This is a genomic window from Bacillus mojavensis (assembly GCF_012648005.1).
Lineage (GTDB): Bacteria > Bacillota > Bacilli > Bacillales > Bacillaceae > Bacillus > Bacillus mojavensis.
In genome coordinates, this window is sequence record NZ_CP051464.1 from 1,099,985 (window position 1) to 1,117,900 (window position 17,916).

Genomic DNA, 17,916 nt, shown 5'->3' on the forward strand with positions numbered 1-17,916 from the left:
AATGAAAATCTATGAACTGAAAAGCACTTTCGGCTGGGAAGGCGATGAAGGTCTTGGAGAACAGCTGATCCAGCAAATCCTTGCTGGAGAAAAAACGGCCACCTGCGCGCCGAAATCATTATATTCAAAAGATGAACTGAGTGATGTATATCAAACAGCGGGACAGCTTGTAACCGTTTATGATAAACATGATCATCCGAGATGCAATATAAAAGTGACAGATGTGTTTGAAACGACCTTTGGAGCGCCTGATATGAGGTTAGTCAAAGGCGAGGGCAACGGAGACCGAATTGATGAATTTCAGGAGGACCATCGGAGAGCATGGGCGGAGCTGATCAAAAACGGCGAAATGGAGCTGAATGAGGACACTGTTTTGATTACAGAACTGTTTGAGCTAGTTCAAGATTAAAAAAAAGCCTGTGGGGCGATAAGAACCCCGCAGGCTTTTTTGATTAACCGGAAATGGTTGCGTTTTGATCTGCTTTAGATTGGGTCATGACAGCTTCTGCTTTTGCAGGATTAAACATGCCTTCCCATTTAGACATGACAACGGCAGCAAGTGCGTTACCAGTCAGGTTTACAACTGTACGTGCCATGTCCATAATGCGGTCTACACCGGCAATAAAGGCAAGTCCTTCTGCCGGAACACCGATCGTGCCCAGTGTTGCAAGTAAGACGACAAAAGAAGTTCCCGGAACGGCAGCCATTCCTTTAGATGTCACCATCAAAACTAATACAAGCGTAATTTGGTGCCAAATCGTTAAATCAATGCCGTATACCTGTGCCAGAAACAGCGCGGCAATAGACTGATAGAGAACGGAGCCGTCTAAGTTAAACGTATATCCAATCGGGATAACGAAAGATACAATACCTTTCGGACAGCCGATTTTCTCCATTTTTTCCATGATGCGCGGAAGAACGGTTTCAGAGCTGGACGTACTGAACGCCAATAAAATTTCGTCCTTCATATAAGCTAGGAATTTGAAGATGCTGATGCCGGCAATTTTTCCGACAATCCCAAAAACGACGATTAAGAAGAAAGCAAGCGCGACATATACCAATCCGACAAGCTTTCCGAGAGATAGAAGAGAACCGAGTCCGAATTTAGAGACAGTAACTCCGATTAGAGCGAAAACCCCGAACGGCGCTACTTTCATCACAAGATTTACCACATGGAACATCGAATGGGAAACGCCTTCAAAAAAGGCTAATACTGGCTTGCCTCTTTCACCGATTGCGGAAATTCCCAACGCAAATAGTACGGTAAAGAAGATGATGGCAAGAAGATCCCCTTCGACCAAGGATTGGAAGAAGTTTGTCGGCACAATGTGCAGGAATGTTTCTGCCACTGATTTATTGCTTTGTTCTTTTTCTGTTTCAACATATTGACTGATGTCTGTTTTTTGAGCTTCGTGTATATTAACTCCTGTACCCGGGTGGAAGATGTTTGCAAGGGCTAGTCCGAGAATGATGGCAAAGGTCGTAATAATCTCAAAGTACAGAATTGTTCTGAAGCCTAATTTACCAACTTGCTTTCCATTTCCGGCTCCGGCTACACCGATGATTAAACTGGAGACAACAATAGGAATCACTATCATTTTGATTAAGCGTAAAAAGAGATCCCCGATTGGCTGCAGATAAGTAGGCAGTGCTGGGTTGCCGTACCAAATAACGCCAACAATAACACCTAGAATAAGTCCAACGAATATTTGCGTGGCTAATCCAAACCTAATTCTTTTCATAGATTACCTCCCAAAAAACAAAGTATCAACATATATCATGAATAGACATATATTTAATCTCACTATTAGATCAAATTATAATAGATAAGAAATAGGTTCGTCTATAGTAAATTATATTTCGAAAATATAGAATATTCAAAAACAGAAAGAGAATCACCAGAATTATCTAAAAACAGGTGAGCTTTGACCCAACCCTAACTATTATTTCAATATAAAGAGAAGTTAGAAGAATGAAGAAAATCTCACACTATATGCGTGAGATTTTCGCCTCTTTACATATCGCTTACTTTTATACAGTCATTGCAAATATTTCCATAGCACTCATGCTGCTCATCTATCTTTTTTCCGCATTCCGTGCACTTTTTCGAAGGCAGGTTTCTAAAAAATTCAGTAATTTTCCCTAGCATAACCAATCCCTCTTTCCCCTTTGTAATGTCTTCATTGTAATATAACAGAAAGTAAAATTCAATATCTGTTTTGATACAATGTTTAAAACATGCTTTTTTTTAGAAAAATGGGTATATTGAAGGAGGATCAATTTTCTTTTAAAAAGAAGGAGGACATTATGAAAGTTACAGTTATCGGATGCTACGGCGGTTTTCCGGCCGCAAATGAAGCGACGTCGGGCTACTTGTTTCAATCGGGGGATTATTCATTGCTTGTGGATTGCGGAAGTGCCGTGTTATCTAAGCTGTTTGGATATGTCCCGGCGGAAAAGCTGAATGCTGTGGTTCTGTCTCATTATCACCATGACCATATTGCCGACATTGGGCCGCTGCAATTTGCCAAGCAAGTCGGATCGTTCCTCGGCAAAGGAGAGCACACGCTTCCGATTTACGGACATGATGCTGATATAGAACAGTTTCAAAAGCTTACATATAAAACGCATACGCAAGGGATTGCCTATCAGCCTGATCAGCCGCTGACTGTCGGTCCGTTTACGATTACCTTTTTAAAAACGGTTCACCCGGTGACTTGTTATGCGATGCGGATTACTGACGGCAGCCATACTGTTGTGTATACTGCTGATTCCAGCTATCAGGATTCATTTATTCCGTTTGCGGCAAATGCTGATTTATTGATCTCAGAATGCAATTTTTATGCTGATCAAGACGGGACAAGCGCAGGCCATATGAACAGCTTGGAAGCAGGGCGAATTGCAGAAGAAGCGGGAGCCGGCGAGCTGCTGTTGACCCATTTGCCTCATTTCGGCGTGCATGACAATCTTCGCAAAGAAGCCAAGACCGTTTTTAACGGGGAAGTGAACATTGCGAAATCTGGTTTTGTGTGGGAAGGATAAAGGAGGAGCACCATGTTATTTATTGACAATCAACATATCAATGATCCGCGGATCAATCTGGCCATCGAGGAGTATTGCCTGAAATATTTAGACCCTGAACAGCCGTATTTGCTTTTTTACGTGAATCAGCCGTCTATCATCATCGGAAAAAACCAAAATACAATAGAAGAAATCAATACAAAGTATGTAGAGGAAAATGGAATTATCGTCGTCCGCCGTTTATCAGGCGGCGGGGCTGTGTATCATGATTTAGGGAATTTGAATTTCAGCTTTATCACGAAGGATGACGGTGACAGCTTTCATAACTTCAAAAAATTCACTGAGCCGGTGATTCAAGCGTTACATCAGCTTGGAGTGGAAGCGGAATTAAGCGGCCGGAATGATATTGTGGTAAATGGACGCAAAATATCAGGGAACGCCCAATTTGCCACAAGAGGCCGCATCTTCAGCCACGGCACCCTCATGTTTGATTCAGCCATTGATCATGTTGTGTCCGCTTTAAAAGTCAAAAAGGATAAAATTGAATCAAAGGGCATCAAATCAATCAGAAGCCGTGTGGCAAACATCAGTGAGTTTCTTGATGATAAAATGACGACCGACGAATTCCGCAGTCATTTGCTCAGACATATTTTCAACACTAATCACATTCAAGATGTGCCGGAGTATAAGCTGACTGAAAAAGATTGGGAAGTCATTCGCAAAATCTCGGAAGAACGCTATCAAAATTGGGACTGGAACTACGGCCGCTCACCCAAATTTAACCTGAACCATTCGAAGCGTTATCCGATCGGGTCCATAGATTTGCGTTTGGAAGTAAAAAAAGGGAAAATTGAAGACTGCAAAATTTTCGGTGATTTCTTCGGTGTGGGCGATGTATCGGAAATCGAAAACCTGCTGATTGGAAAGCAATATGAGCGCAGTGTGATTGCTGATGCCCTGGCTGATGTGAATCTGAAGCATTATTTTGGGAACATTACGAAAGAAGATTTTCTTGATCTGATTTATTAATGTGAAACACATTGTTTGAAAGGAAATTTGTGTTTTGAAATAATGGAGGCAGGAGGGATTCACATGAAAGTGTTTTTAATCGGAGCGAACGGACAAATCGGACAAAGACTTGTTTCTTTATTCAAAGAGAATGCTGATCATTCCGTCAGAGCGATGGTCAGAAAAGAAGAACAGAAAGCATCTTTGGAAGCGACCGGCGCGGAAGCTGTGCTAGCAAATCTAGAAGGAAGCCCGGAAGAAATCGCAGCCGCGGCAAAAGGCTGTGATGCGATTATTTTTACGGCGGGTTCCGGGGGCAGCACAGGCTATGATAAAACGCTGCTGGTGGATCTTGACGGAGCGGCAAAAGCAATAGAGGCTGCGGAAATCGCGGGAATCAAACGTTTTATTATGGTCAGCGCCCTGCAGGCCCACCGCCGTGAAAATTGGAATGAGGCACTTAAACCTTATTACGTGGCCAAGCATTATGCTGATAAAATTCTGGAATCCAGCGGCTTAGCCTATACGATTATTCGTCCGGGAGGCCTTCGCAATGAACCGGGAACAGGAACGGTTTCCGCAGCTCCAGATCTAGAGCGGGGTTATATATCACGAGAAGATGTTGCGGCTGCAGTCATTGCCTCTTTAGATGAGACCAACACGGAAAATCGGGCTTTTGATCTGACTGAAGGAGATACACCGATTGCCGAAGCTTTGAAGAATCTATAACAGTACTGACACTCGGGGCTTTTTGCTCTTGAGTGTTTTTTTGTGTTTCTCTATAATGAAGAGGAAAGCTTATCTTCAATAATGAATGACTACTCATTCACTTTAAGGGGTGGGAGAATGAATCTGGTTTCGAAATTAGAAGAGACAGCATCTGAGAAGCCGGACAGCATCGCATGCAGGTTTAGGGATCAAGTGATTACTTACAAGGAACTGAATGACAATATTCAGCGTTTTGCGGATGGCCTTCAGGAAGCGGGTATGGAAAAAGGGGACCATCTTGCTTTGCTGCTTGGCAATTCGCCTGATTTTGTCATCGCATTTTTCGGCGCATTAAAGGCCGGTATTGTGGTGGTGCCGATCAATCCGACGTACACGCCGACAGAAATCGGCTATATGCTGACAAATGGTGATGTCAAAGCAATCGTAGGAGTAGATCAGCTTTTGCCGATTTATGAAAGCATGCATGAATCTTTGCCAAAGGTCGAACTCGTCATTTTATGCCGGACGGGAGAAAATGAGCCGGAAGCTTCAGATCCCGAGGTCAGAATGAAAATGACAACGTTTACAAAATTGTTGCAACCGACACACGGTGCTGCACGCCATCCAGAGCTTGTACCTGATGATACAGCGGTTATTTTATATACATCAGGAACAACGGGAAAACCGAAAGGCGCGATGCTGACCCACCAGAATTTGTTCAGCAATGCAAACGATGTCGCCGGGTATTTGGGAATGGATGAGAGAGACAATGTAGTCTGCGCTCTCCCGATGTTTCATGTTTTTTGCTTAACTGTCTGCATGAATGCTCCGCTGATGAGCGGCGCATGCGTGCTGATTGAACCGCAGTTCAGCCCTGCATCTGTCTTTAAGCTTGTAAAGCAGCAGCAGGCAACCATTTTTGCCGGCGTGCCTACGATGTATAATTATTTATTCCAGTATGAAGAAGGCAAGGCAGATGATTTTTCTTCTATTCGGCTGTGCATCTCGGGTGGCGCAGCTATGCCGGTCGCGCTGCTTACAGCATTTGAAGAGAAATTCGGCGTAACCATTTTGGAGGGCTACGGGCTTTCAGAAGCATCGCCGGTCACATGCTTTAACCCGTTTGACAGAGGGAGAAAACCAGGCTCCATCGGGACAAGTATTTTGCACGTCGAAAACAAGGTCGTCGATCCGCTCGGACGTGAAGTCCCTGATCACCAGGTGGGCGAATTGATCGTAAAAGGGCCCAATGTGATGAAGGGCTATTATAATATGCCGATGGAAACGAAGCACGCCTTAAAGGACGGGTGGCTCTATACGGGAGATCTGGCAAGGCGGGATGAGGATGGTTATTTTTACATTGTTGACCGGAAAAAAGACATGATTATTGTAGGCGGGTACAATGTGTATCCACGTGAAGTGGAGGAGGTGCTGTACAGCCACCCGGACGTAAAGGAGGCTGTTGTCATCGGCGTGCCTGATGCTGAAAGCGGCGAAGCGGTAAAGGGATATGTCGTACCGAAACGGTCTGGTGTCTCAGAAGCAGAAATGATGGCGCATTGCGAAAAGCATCTGGCAAAATACAAACGGCCTGCCGCGATCATCTTTCTTGATGACATTCCGAAAAATGCGACAGGCAAAATGCTCAGACGGGCGCTGAAAGATATGTTGCCTCATTAATGTGAGAAAAGCGAAGCAGCGGGCTTCGCTTTTTCATTTTTAATCCTTTGCTTCTTTTTTAATGATGTTTTGCAGCGCTTTGGTATCGTTTCGCGTTAATTTGTAATACGTGCCGTCTTTTAAAAAAATGGCCTGCTGGCTGTCGTCAATCCATAATCTGAATGAGTCAAATCTGTCTTTATGAAATTTTACCGTGCCTTCATAATCAGGAGCTGATGTTTTCTCAGTTTTCAGCTGTTTTCCCTGATTCATAATGTCCAGCATATCTTTGACGTGCTGTCTTTTTTCGATTTCAATCTTTTCCCGCCCGTCTGAAGACAGGGTGATCAATTCCGCATCAACTGATTGATACACATCGCCTGACCGGCTGTAAAGGTAGAAAAATGCAATAAACACAAGACCGATAACCACGATAGCTGCTACTAATTTTTTCATCTGCATCACTCCAAACATTTGCTAGTTTCTCCAGCAGGGGGTGATTCCATGCGGAAAAGTCCGAAATCACAGCTTGGTTCTAAGAAATTGGATTTATGATTACAATAGAAGTAATGGGTCTAGATGTGAGGAGTGAGGCGTTATGCGCAAGTGGATTGCGGGTGCAGGGCTTGCATATGTGCTGTATGGAATTTTTTTCTATTGGTATTTCTTTATGTCCGGCGATTCCGCTGTGCCGGAGGCCGTGAAAGGAACACAGGCTGACCCGTCTTCTTTCATGAAGCCGTCTCAATTGGCTGTCGCCGAACAGTATTCTGACGTGAAGAACTTTTTATTTTTTATCAGTATTCCTCTTGATTGGTTTCTGTTTTTTGTATTGTTGGTCAGCGGTGTTTCAAAGAAAATCAAGAAATGGATGGAAGCGGCCGTGCCCTTTCGTTTTTTGCAGATGATTGGTTTTGTGTTTGTGCTTTCGCTGATCACAACGTTAGTGACGCTGCCTTTAGATTGGATAGGCTATCAGGTATCGCTTGATTACCATATTTCGACGCAGACAGCCTCTAGCTGGGCTAAGGATCAGGTCATAGACTTTTGGATCAGTTTTCCGATCTTTACGCTCTGCGTTCTCGTGTTTTATTGGCTGATCAAAAAGCATGAAAAAAAATGGTGGTTTTACGCCTGGCTGTTAACAGTGCCGTTTTCGCTGTTTCTGTTTTTTATTCAGCCGGTGATTATTGATCCTTTATACAACGATTTTTATCCATTGAAAAACAAAGAGCTGGAAAGCAAAATCTTAGCACTGGCAGATGAAGCCGATATCCCGGCTGATCATGTGTATGAAGTGAATATGTCAGAAAAAACAAACGCGCTTAATGCCTATGTGACAGGAATTGGGGCCAATAAGCGGATTGTTCTGTGGGATACAACGCTGAATAAACTCGACGATTCGGAAATTCTCTTTATTATGGGGCACGAAATGGGCCATTATGTCATGAAGCACGTGTATATCGGATTGGCCGGCTATTTAATCGTGTCGCTAGCGGGATTTTATATGGTTGATAAGCTTTACAAGCGGGGGGTACGCTTTGCACGAAATCTGTTTCATGTAGAGGGCCGGCATGATCTTGCGGCATTGCCGCTGTTATTGCTTATCGTGTCTGTTTTGAGTTTTGCCGTTACGCCTTTTTCTAATGCCGTTTCCCGTTATCAGGAGAATAAGGCAGACCAATATGGAATTGAGCTGACAGGGGACAGCGAAGCCGCAGTCAGAACGTTTCAGGATTTGGCTGTTACGGGGCTGAGCCAGGTTGATCCGCCTTTTCTCGTGAAACTTTTCAGAGGGAGCCACCCTTCGATCATGGAGCGGATTCAACATGCGGAAACCGATGAAAATACGTCAGAACACCCGGCCTCAGAACAGGGGGCCGATTAATAAAAAAGAAGCAGGTATGGAGTGGCCTGCTTCTTTTTTATCTTATTGTGCAGCTGCTTGTACGTTGATTAACCCTTTTCCATAGTAGAAAGAGCTTCCAAGGTATGTTGCAGTGTTTTCTAAACGATCACGGACTTGCGCGTTTGTCCAAGTCGGGTGCTTAGAAAGAATTAACGCTGCTGCTCCGGCAACGTGAGGAGTCGCCATTGACGTTCCGTTGTAAGCTCCGTAAGTGCCTCCAGGCAGTGTGCTTTGGATGGATACGCCAGGAGCCATCACATCAAGTTCAGAACCTGCGCTTGAGAATGAAGCTCTTTGGTTGCTGCTGTTTACTGCGCCTACCGCAATAGTAGAAGGATATTTTGCAGGATAGCCGACTGTGCTTGTGCTGCCTGAACTTCCTTCGTTTCCGGCTGCGGCAACAACGACGATACCGCTTGCAACCGCTTTATCGACTACTGTTTTCAACGCTGTAGACCCAGTAGGTCCGCCAAGGCTCATGTTGATGACATCCATGTTGTTAGAAATCGCCCATTCAATGCCGTTAATAATCCAGCTGTATTGGCCGCTTCCTGTAGAATCAAGCACTTTTACTGCATATAACGATGCGCTAGGCGCTACGCCCAGAACACCAATTGTGTTATTAAGAGCGGCAACAGTACCGGCTACATGTGTGCCGTGAGAACTGCCGTCTTGGTATGGGTTTGTTTCAGAAGGTACGAAGCTTGCTCCGCCTCGAACGTTTAAGTCAGGATGAGAAGAGTCAATTCCGCTGTCGATGACAGCTACTTTTACATTAGAGCCTGTGTAGCCTTGAGAGTGAAGAGCCGGCGCTTTAATTTGAGAAATGCCGTAAGGAACAGATTGCGCATATTCATGTGCAACATGATCTTCTTCCACATAAGCAACACTCGGATCTTTTTTCAGTTCTTTTACAGCTTTTTCATCCAATGTTGCCGCGGCTGCATTTACATACTTAAATTGCTTTTGAACTTTCCCGCCTTTTTCAGAAATAACATCTTTTTTCTTGGCGGTGCTCATAGCCCCCATTGTCTGTTTAAATCCGACAATGTACTTCTTTTCTTCACTGTTTTTTCCGGCAGCCTGTGCAGACATGTTGCTGAATGCCATCGTGAAGATTAGCGTGAACGCAAACAACAAGCTGATCCACAATTTTTTGCTTCTCACTCTTTACCCTCTCCTTTTACAATTTCAGAGCAGCCTATTGATAGACTATTCTGTGAATTTATTGTAATAGATTGGATAATATTTTAGTAGACCCATTTTTTTGAGATTGTTTTATTTCTATTTAGGTATATCATCTCTCGCTATTTTTATAGTGGCTCGAAATAACTGTATACATACAGAAAAGAACGAAAATAGACATGAGTAAATAATCATTATGTTGAAATTTCATGTTTTTTCAGGTTAAATCCTCCCACGACCAGAAAGAACCCTGTCGAATAAATCAGTTCCAATGACCTGCATGTTTTTCTTTGAGATCAATGGATATTATCGTGATATTTTTTCCATGCATGCTGAAAAAAGTATTCTGAACAATGTGGTTTACAGAAAATTCTATTAAATATAAAATGAAATTCTTAACAACATATAGAGAGAAGGAAAAGGGATGAACATTCGACAAGCTGAAACAGCAGATGCGGCAGCCGTTGCGCCGCTTTTTAATCAGTACCGGGAATTTTATAAGCAGGCGTCTGATCTGGAAGGAGCAGAGGCTTTTTTGAAAGCACGCCTGGAAAATAAAGAGTCTGCTATTTTTATCGCGGAAGAAAATGGGGAATTCATAGGTTTTACACAGCTTTACCCAGCCTTTTCTTCCGTGGCTATGAAAAGAATCTACATATTAAATGATTTATTTGTCGCTCCTTCTGTACGAAAAAAGGGAGTTGGCCGGCGGCTGCTTTCCGCTGCAAAGAATTATGCCTCGGAAAACGGAGCGAAATGTGTAAAGCTGCAGACGGAACATCACAACCGGACGGCAAGAAGTTTATATGAGCAAAACGGCTATGAAGAGGAGTCGGCATTTGTGCATTACAGCCTTAATGTGCCGGAGAAGTGAAAATAGAGGCCTCATGATTTGGTTTTTTGGCTGATGTTCGGTTACGATAAAGATGAAAAGGAGTGTGCCGAATGTCAACGTTATTTCAAGCATTGCTGGCAGAAAAAAATGCAGATGATGTTTCAGTCAATGTCAAAACCATATCAACAGAGGATTTGCCGAAAGACGGCGTGCTGATTAAAACAGCATATTCTGGCATCAACTACAAAGACGGCTTGGCCGGAAAAGCAGGCGGGAATATTGTTAGAGAATATCCGCTTATTTTAGGCATTGATGCCGCAGGTACGGTTGTCTCTTCAAATGATCCGCGTTTTGCCGAAGGAGATGAAGTCATTGCGACAAGCTATGAGCTTGGTGTCTCACGCCATGGCGGATTAAGCGAATATGTTTCAGTGCCTGGCGACTGGCTGGTGCCTTTGCCAAAGAACCTTTCGCTGCAGGAAGCGATGGCGTACGGAACGGCGGGGTTTACAGCGGCGTTATCTGTCCATCGTCTTGAACAGAACGGACTCTCTCCTGAAAAAGGGAGCGTGCTTGTCACCGGAGCAACCGGCGGTGTCGGCGGAATTGCAATATCGATGCTCAGCAAACGCGGCTACAATGTGGTCGCAAGCACAGGAAACCGGGAGGCGGCTGACTATTTGAAGCGGCTCGGTGCTGATGAAGTGATCAGCAGGGAAGATGTCTATGATGGAAAACGTAAGGCGCTGTCCAAGCAGCAATGGCAAGGAGCCGTTGATCCTGTCGGAGGGAAGCAGCTTGCCTCGCTTTTAAGCAAAATTCAATACGGCGGATCTGTCGCAGTCAGCGGTTTAACGGGCGGGGGAGAGGTTCCTGCAACGGTGTATCCGTTTATTCTTCGCGGAGTCAGTCTGCTGGGAATCGATTCAGTGTACTGTCCGATGGATGTCAGAGCCGCTGTTTGGGAGCGCATGTCTTCTGATCTCAAGCCTGATCAGCTGCTGACCATCGTAGACAAGGAAGTCTCTTTAACAGAAGCACCTGATGCGTTAAACGATATTTTGCAAAATCACATTCAAGGAAGGGTCCTTGTAAAACTGTAAAATAAGAAGTTTCGGCTTGCAGAAAAAAAGATGCTATTTCTGCAAGCTTTTTTGTTTGTCTAGAATATGCAGATTCATTCAAGGCAAAGCTTCTGTATCACATGACAGCATATCCGTTTTAAACATTCCTCCCAATCGTTACCCCATTCCAAATGAAACTTTCTATTCTGATTTTCAATAATAATAGTGATAATGATTATCATTACGTGTTATACTATCTTTTGGACACCTCAATTGAGATACAGGAGAGACTGGAATATTATGAAAAAAACACTGATTATTCTTACAGTTTTACTTCTTTCTGTCTTGACGGCGGCTTGTTCTTCTTCAGCCGGCAATCAAAACAGTGAAGAAAATAAAGTAGCGGTAACACATGATTTAGGGAAAACGAACGTGCCTGAGCATCCGAAGCGGGTCGTTGTGCTTGAGCTTGGCTTCATCGACACTTTGCTAGATCTCGGCATTACGCCTATTGGAGTGGCGGATGACAATAAAGCGAAGCAGCTGATCAACAAGGATGTACTGAAAAAAATTGACGGCTACACATCTGTCGGCACACGATCACAGCCAAGCATGGAAAAAATTTCTTCGCTGAAACCCGATTTAATTATTGCAGACACGACTCGTCATAAGAAAGTATATGATCAGCTGAAAAACATCGCGCCGACGATCGCGCTTAATAATTTAAATGCTGATTATCAGGATACAATTGACGTTTCGCTTACCATTGCAAAAGCAGTCGGCAAAGAGAAGGATATGGAGAAAAAGCTGACAGCGCATGAAGAAAAACTGAATGACACAAAGAGAAAGATCAGTGCGAACAGCCAATCTGTGCTTTTGATTGGAAATACAAATGACACGATTATGGCCAGAGATGAAAATTTCTTCACATCGAGACTTTTAACACAAGTCGGCTATCAATATGCGATCAGCACGTCCGATAACAAAAAAACCGGTAATGGCGGCGACTCTGTGAACATGAAAATGACACTTGAGCAGCTGCTGAAAACAGACCCGGATGTAATCATCCTGATGACAGGAAAAACAGACGACATTGACGCGGACGGCAAACGCCCGATCGAAAAAAACGTTCTGTGGAAGAAGCTGAAGGCAGTGGAAAACGGACATGTGTACCATGTTGACCGTCAGGTATGGTCTCTGCGCCGCAGTGTGGATGGAGCGAATGCCATTTTAGATGAACTTCAAAATGATATGGCAGCGGAGAATAAATAAAAAGACAGGCAAACGCCTGTCTTTTTTTATTGAATAAAACCGGATAAGTGGCTATTGATGTTATAATCTTTAATTTTCCATTTTTCTTCTGCAAATTCAATGTTGCTGAGGCAGGCATTGACAAGGCGCGTATTTTGAAGCTCGGGATCACCGCCGGAAATCTCTGTCAGCAGTGCGTGAATCGCTGCGCCGTGCGCGACAATCAGTACCTTTTGATTTGGATATGCGTGATTTACTTTTACCAATCCGCCCATCAGCCTGTCCGTGAGCTCTTCCAGCGTTTCCATGTTTGGATAGTTCTTGTCCGGATAGCGCTTTGTCCGTTCTTCAAGCGGCATCCCCTCCGCGTCCCCGTAATCACGCTCCTTAAAGTCATCCATCTCGACGATAGGAAGATTGAGGTATTCATTAATAATGTCCGCGGTTCTTCTGGCTCTTTTCAGCGGGCTGGAGACAATGATATCCCAAGAGAAATCTTTTAAGTATTCTCCGGTTTCCTTTGCTTGGCGTTCGCCTGTCTCGTTCAGCGGGATGTCTGTTTTCCCTTGGCATTTTTGCTGCAGGTTCCAATCGGTTTCTCCGTGTCTTACTAAGCAAACGGCTGTCATAAAATCCCCTTCCTGACTTTGATCTTATCGTTATTATACTAAATTAGAGGCATGCATCCTATGAAAAAGCCTATGCCAACACCTCAAATAATAAAGCCAAACCGATTCCGCCGCCGCTTCCGATGGCAGCGACAGCATATTGACAGCTTGTCCGTCTTTGCGCCTCATAAAACAATCTGGTGACCAGTGCAGCCCCGGAAGCGCCGTAAGGATGGCCGAGAGCTAATGCGCCGCCCCGCACATTGATTTTTGAATAGGGAATACCAAGTTCTTGTGAGCAGACGCATATTTTAACGGCAAAGGCTTCGTTGATTTCGTATAAACCGATATCGTCAGTCGTCAGCGCGTTTGCAGCTAAAAGCTTTCTGATCGCTTCAACCGGAGCGGCGGACGGATAGTTGGGATGAATGCCGCTAACGGCGCTTCCGATAAAGCGCAGCACAGGTTTATAGCCGAGGGATGCAGCTTTTTTCTCTTCCATGACAAGGAGTGCAGCCGCCCCATCTGATATGCCGCTGCTGTTGGCGGCTGTAACCGTTCCGGAGCTGGTGTCAAACACAGGCTTTGCACGAGAAATGATTGCTTCCATCGGCCGTCTTTTCAAGAAAGCTTCATCTGTTTCCAACTCCCCGAGAGGAACAATCTCTTCACGGTACAATCCTTCGGTATGAGCACTCCAGCTGCGGTGATAGCTGAGAAGCGCGTATTCGTCCTGCATGCTTCTTGGGATGGCATAGCGTGCTGCTGTATATTCGGCCGCCATACCCATATCGGGATCACCAACAGTGTCCGGTGAAAAGCGGGCTCTTTCTGAAAAAGGAGATCGGCTGCTGCTTTCTGAGCCGCCTGCGATATAAATGTTTCCGGCATCCGCCTTGATAAGATTGCATGCGGAACGCACTGCTTCAAGCCCTGAGCCGCATTGTCTGTCAATTGTCATACCGGGAACAGATAAAGGAAGTCCGGCTTGAAGTGCTGACAGCCGGGCGAGGTTGCCGCCTCTGCCAGTGGCGTTTCCCAAAATCACTTCATCGATTTGATCCTCTAACTTTCGGCCGAGACAGCTGATGAGAGGAGCGGCCAAATCCTCCGGCAGAAACTGCTTCAGCAGTCCGTTTTCTTTTCCGAAAATCGTTCGTTTTGCATCTGCAATCACCGCGTTCAATCCACCATACCCCGCAGCCATTTTTTTACGCTGGAACGGGCAATTTTGCCGCTGTTAGTTTCCGGAATACAGTCTGTAAACACCCATTTTTTCGGGATTTTGTAGGATGCCAGTTTGTGTCTGCACCAGGCTTTCAGTTTTTTGGCGTCTGTATTCCCGCAAATGACGGCCGCGGCGATTTCTCCCCAATACTCGTCCGGAATGCCCGCCACAGCTGCTTTTTCAACCTCTGGGCAGGAGAGAAGCACACGCTCAACTTCTTCAGGGAATATATTTAATCCGCCATATACGATCATTCCGTTTTCTCGTCCTGCAATGTACAGAAATCCCTCTTCATCAACATAGCCCATGTCATCTACTGTCATCCATTCCGATTGATCTGGTGTGCGGCTGTTTACATAGCCTGAGAACTTCATCGGGCTTTTGACGAATATTTTCCCGATTTCCCCTGGCTGACAGAGGTCCCCGGCGGCGCTGCGAATCTCTATGCGGACATTATGAAAAGGGCGGCCCGCTGAATGAGGTTTTCGTTTGCTGTCTTCCGGTGATAGATATGCCACAAAACTAAGCTCAGATGTGCCGTAAAAATCGTACAGCTTCAAATGAGGCCATTTGGCTGCGAGCTTCTCCTTGGATGCTGCCGGCCAGTCCGCTCCCGATGAAATGATTGTAACGGAGCTGTCAGGAAAAGCGTGAATATTGGCGAGGGCATCTGTCATTGTCGGTACGGTATAGAGTACGCTGATGGATTTCTGTGTGAACCACTCCTTCGTTTGAGCGGGAATGAATTTTTTAAGCAAACAAACGGTTCCCCCGAGGTACAGAGTGCTGACAGCACCGTATAAAAAGTGAGAAGACATTAACGTTCCCGGAATCAGAACTTTGTCATTTGAGGAGACCGAAAAATCTGTTTCTGTACACTGAAAGCTTTCAACCCAAGAGCGATGAGAGCGCGTAAATGCTTTCGGCTTGCCTGTTGAGCCGGACGTAAAGCCCATATAAAAGGGAAGCTCAGGGTCAACGGCTGGAGCCGGATCAGCGGATGCCTCAGCGATATGCGCCATACAGTCTTCCAGCCAAACAACGGGTGTCAGACTATCTGTCAGTTTGTTTTTAAAAAGAGATGAAGCCACTACAAAATCAGCACCGCTTACTGCCAGCCGCTCCCCGCATTCAGCCGCACTCCAGCGTGTATCAATGGGAACCGCCGTACACCCGGCCGCGGCAGCTCCGGCAAACAGCTGTAAAAATGCAAGGCTGTTTGGGAGCAGGATGGCTACACGTTTTGGAACGTTTGGCTGTGTCCGCAGCCAATTGGCAGTTTGGGTGACGAGCCGATTCCAATCCCGATATGTAATATGTTCAGATTCAGTCTGGATTGCAATCCGGCTTGGATTTTTATCGGCAAAGGATCTATATGTATGTGTAATGGTCACAGAATGTCAGCCTCCTTTTGTATACATCGTATCAGAAAGAGACAAGGCTTGGGTGATTTTAATGGCAAGCAGCGCAGATGCTGCCGCTTTTAATAAATCGCCGGGCACAAATGAAAGACTTATAAAACCCGCCTGTAACAGATCCATATGCATGATAAAAGCCTGTACAGGAATCCCAAGCAGGTAAATAAAGGCGATGCCGAATACAATATGAATGAAAAAGAGACGGAACACCGTTACCTTACGCAGTCTGTGAACGGTTAGGCTGATCAGCCATGAGGCGAACGGATAAGCCATCAGAAAACCCGCGCTCGGTCCGAAAAAAACGCCAAACCCGCCACGGCCGCCGGGCAATAACGGTGCTCCAAAGGCAACGAGCAGCAAAAAGACAAGCTGGCTTAAAAAAGCGGCTTTAGGTCTGAGGATGCTGCCGGCCAGCATGACACCGAGCGTCTGCATGGTAATGGGTACAGGTGTAAAGGATAAGAAAAGAGGGGGAATAAAACCAAGCACTGCCATCAGCGCAGTAAAGATTGCAATGTGCATCATGTCTATTAATTTCATATGAAACCCTCCACTAACGAATAAAATATGGTTCTACAATAAATGCAGACAGCTTCTATGTCAACTTAATATTAATAGAGGTTTACATAAGAAGCGTAAATAAACCGGCCCTGCGTTCGGCCGGTTTTTGATGATTATTCTTCTGTAAGTATGACAAGCGAATCAACAGAGGCAGCCACATGAGAAACGGCGCGGCTGACTTCCTGGAGCCCTCCGAGAAAGGCTTGCAGATCGACGTCAATTTTTCCGGTTTGTTCTTTGCTTACTTTCATGCTGTGAACGATTTCATCGAATAAACGGTTAATTTGCGTCATTTTTTCTTTGCTTTCGCTGACAAGCCCGTTCACGTCTTTAATATGCTTCGACACGATGTTGATTTGTGTATTGGTGTTGTTCACAAGCTCGGACACTGTAGAAACGGTTTTTTTCGTATCTTCAGACAGCTTCCGCACTTCATTGGCCACAACAGCAAAGCCTTTGCCATGTTCGCCTGCACGGGCTGATTCAATAGATGCGTTTAGCGACAGAAGATTCGTTTGTTCGGCAATGCCTGTGACGATGCCAAAGATTTTTTCAATTTGCTGTGCGATTTCATCCAGCTTGACCATTTCTTTTTCGATTTGGACGAGGCTCGTATCGATTCGATTCATCTGTTTTTGCTGGATTTCAAGCTCTTTTTTCCCGCCGATCGACTTTTCTTCAACGGTGCTGGATGTGACTGTGCCGGCTTTGGATGCTTCGGAAATGCCTTCAGATTTGTCAACAAGCTCTTGAACAGATCTGCTCGTTTCTGAAAACAGATTTGCGATCGACCCGGAGGTTTCTTGGATTTTCTGATGCAGAAGATTTTTCTTTTCCTCTTGTTCATCGCGAGTTTGGTTGTACTCAGCTTGAAACGCTTCAAGAACAAGCTGCTGTTCCAAGTTTAAAATTTTAGTTGTCGCTTTGATTGCTTTCAGCAGTTCATGGTGATCTGAAATTGATTTTTCATAAATATCAATCATTGATAGAAGCAATTCCTGAAACGCCCCCATGTACCATTTTGGCAGAAGGCCGATTCGTAAATGGATAGAAGCAATTTTATTTCGTTTTTCAATGAATTCATCATCAATGACACCGGCAAACATTTCCTGAATATGCCGTTTTAACGTTTGTTTTAAGCGGTCAACTGAGCTGTGGTCGTTAATGATATCCATTAATGAGCTTTCATGGTCGAGGTTTTTATAGAAAGCGTCAACGATGTAAACAATGTTTTCTTGGATTAAGGGCTGAAGCTCCTGCAACACGTGCAGCTCTGGGTCTCCCAGTCTGACCATTTTGAGCTGTTTTTTCACATCTGAGAACTTGCTTGTGAGCTGAATGCGATTTTTTTGCTGGGCGTTTGAATCTGAAAAATATGCTGTTTCTTTTTTTCTATCTTTTTTAAATAACAATACAGTGATCCCCCTTGGGAAATAATTTTATCTTTTGGTTTTTTAAGCC

The 17,916-nt window shown here is 44.8% G+C and carries 18 protein-coding genes and 1 pseudogene; 9 read left to right on the forward strand and 10 right to left on the reverse strand.

The annotated features are described in order from the left end of the window. Position 1 precedes the first annotated feature (1 nt). Positions 2-409: an ASCH domain-containing protein gene (locus HC660_RS05655; RefSeq protein WP_101863797.1), complete on the forward strand. Its 408-nt coding sequence runs from the start codon at positions 2-4 to the stop codon at positions 407-409. A 43-nt stretch (positions 410-452) separates the two neighbouring features. On the opposite strand, the gene gltT is transcribed toward HC660_RS05655, so the two are convergent. Both gltT and yhfH read right to left on the reverse strand, forming a co-directional pair. After that, positions 453-1,742, reverse strand: a complete 1,290-nt coding sequence (gene gltT, locus HC660_RS05660) for a glutamate/proton symporter GltT (RefSeq protein ID WP_010333617.1) — start codon at positions 1,740-1,742, stop codon at positions 453-455. Positions 1,743-2,014: 272 nt separating this feature from the next. Beyond that, positions 2,015-2,149, reverse strand: a complete 135-nt coding sequence (gene yhfH / locus HC660_RS05665; RefSeq protein WP_010333618.1) for a protein YhfH — start codon at positions 2,147-2,149, stop codon at positions 2,015-2,017. 158 nt (positions 2,150-2,307) lie between these two features. Between yhfH and HC660_RS05670 the strand changes: the two genes are divergently transcribed. The 4 genes from HC660_RS05670 (at position 2,308) to HC660_RS05685 (ending at position 6,417) form a co-directional block, all read left to right on the forward strand. Then, positions 2,308-3,042: an MBL fold metallo-hydrolase gene (locus tag HC660_RS05670; RefSeq protein WP_010333619.1), complete on the forward strand. Its 735-nt coding sequence runs from the start codon at positions 2,308-2,310 to the stop codon at positions 3,040-3,042. A gap of 12 nt (positions 3,043-3,054) precedes the next feature. Next, entirely contained in the window at positions 3,055-4,050 is a 996-nt protein-coding gene (lplA, locus tag HC660_RS05675) for a lipoate--protein ligase (protein ID WP_168747339.1), read from the forward strand. Positions 4,051-4,113: 63 nt separating this feature from the next. After that, positions 4,114-4,758 carry an SDR family oxidoreductase gene (locus HC660_RS05680; protein ID WP_168747340.1) on the forward strand — a complete coding sequence of 215 codons (645 nt, stop codon included), beginning with the start codon at positions 4,114-4,116 and terminating at the stop codon, positions 4,756-4,758. Between the two features lie 117 nt (positions 4,759-4,875). Then, positions 4,876-6,417, forward strand: coding sequence for a long-chain-fatty-acid--CoA ligase LcfB (locus HC660_RS05685; RefSeq protein WP_168747341.1), 1,542 nt, complete (start codon positions 4,876-4,878; stop codon positions 6,415-6,417). 39 nt (positions 6,418-6,456) lie between these two features. On the opposite strand, the gene HC660_RS05690 is transcribed toward HC660_RS05685, so the two are convergent. Then, a complete protein-coding gene (locus HC660_RS05690; RefSeq protein ID WP_168747342.1) occupies positions 6,457-6,852 on the reverse strand; it encodes a YhfM domain-containing protein in 396 nt (131 codons plus the stop codon). A 142-nt stretch (positions 6,853-6,994) separates the two neighbouring features. Between HC660_RS05690 and HC660_RS05695 the strand changes: the two genes are divergently transcribed. Beyond that, a complete protein-coding gene (locus tag HC660_RS05695; RefSeq protein ID WP_168747343.1) occupies positions 6,995-8,284 on the forward strand; it encodes a M48 family metallopeptidase in 1,290 nt (429 codons plus the stop codon). Positions 8,285-8,326: 42 nt separating this feature from the next. On the opposite strand, the gene aprE is transcribed toward HC660_RS05695, so the two are convergent. Further along, complete coding sequence (aprE, locus tag HC660_RS05700; RefSeq protein WP_168747344.1) at positions 8,327-9,472, reverse strand: subtilisin AprE; 1,146 nt, start codon at positions 9,470-9,472, stop codon at positions 8,327-8,329. Positions 9,473-9,914: 442 nt separating this feature from the next. On the opposite strand from aprE, the gene HC660_RS05705 reads away from it, so the two are divergent. From HC660_RS05705 to HC660_RS05715, 3 genes are all read left to right on the forward strand, one after another. After that, positions 9,915-10,364 (forward strand): GNAT family N-acetyltransferase, encoded by a 450-nt coding sequence (locus tag HC660_RS05705; RefSeq protein ID WP_168747345.1) that lies wholly within the window; start codon positions 9,915-9,917, stop codon positions 10,362-10,364. Positions 10,365-10,435: 71 nt separating this feature from the next. Further along, entirely contained in the window at positions 10,436-11,428 is a 993-nt protein-coding gene (locus HC660_RS05710; protein ID WP_168747346.1) for an NADPH:quinone oxidoreductase family protein, read from the forward strand. 261 nt (positions 11,429-11,689) lie between these two features. Beyond that, positions 11,690-12,661, forward strand: coding sequence for an ABC transporter substrate-binding protein (locus HC660_RS05715; protein WP_168747347.1), 972 nt, complete (start codon positions 11,690-11,692; stop codon positions 12,659-12,661). 26 nt (positions 12,662-12,687) lie between these two features. On the opposite strand, the gene HC660_RS05720 is transcribed toward HC660_RS05715, so the two are convergent. The 6 genes and pseudogenes from HC660_RS05720 to HC660_RS21360 form a co-directional block, all read right to left on the reverse strand. After that, entirely contained in the window at positions 12,688-13,269 is a 582-nt protein-coding gene (locus tag HC660_RS05720) for a histidine phosphatase family protein (RefSeq protein ID WP_010333629.1), read from the reverse strand. Positions 13,270-13,339: 70 nt separating this feature from the next. Further along, the gene (locus HC660_RS05725; RefSeq protein ID WP_168747348.1) at positions 13,340-14,434 is read right to left on the reverse strand and encodes an acetyl-CoA C-acyltransferase; all 1,095 of its coding nucleotides are present in this window, start codon (positions 14,432-14,434) and stop codon (positions 13,340-13,342) included. Continuing rightward, complete coding sequence (locus HC660_RS05730) at positions 14,431-15,870, reverse strand: acyl-CoA synthetase (protein ID WP_168747349.1); 1,440 nt, start codon at positions 15,868-15,870, stop codon at positions 14,431-14,433. The genes HC660_RS05725 and HC660_RS05730 overlap by 4 nt, the downstream gene beginning before the upstream one ends. Before the next feature lie 6 nt (positions 15,871-15,876). Next, positions 15,877-16,434: a biotin transporter BioY gene (locus tag HC660_RS05735; protein ID WP_168747350.1), complete on the reverse strand. Its 558-nt coding sequence runs from the start codon at positions 16,432-16,434 to the stop codon at positions 15,877-15,879. 134 nt (positions 16,435-16,568) lie between these two features. Then, a complete protein-coding gene (locus HC660_RS21355; RefSeq protein ID WP_425321665.1) occupies positions 16,569-17,084 on the reverse strand; it encodes a methyl-accepting chemotaxis protein in 516 nt (171 codons plus the stop codon). A gap of 288 nt (positions 17,085-17,372) precedes the next feature. Continuing rightward, a pseudogene (locus HC660_RS21360) lies at positions 17,373-17,750 on the reverse strand (protoglobin domain-containing protein); the annotation flags it as partial. Positions 17,751-17,916: the final 166 nt, after the last annotated feature.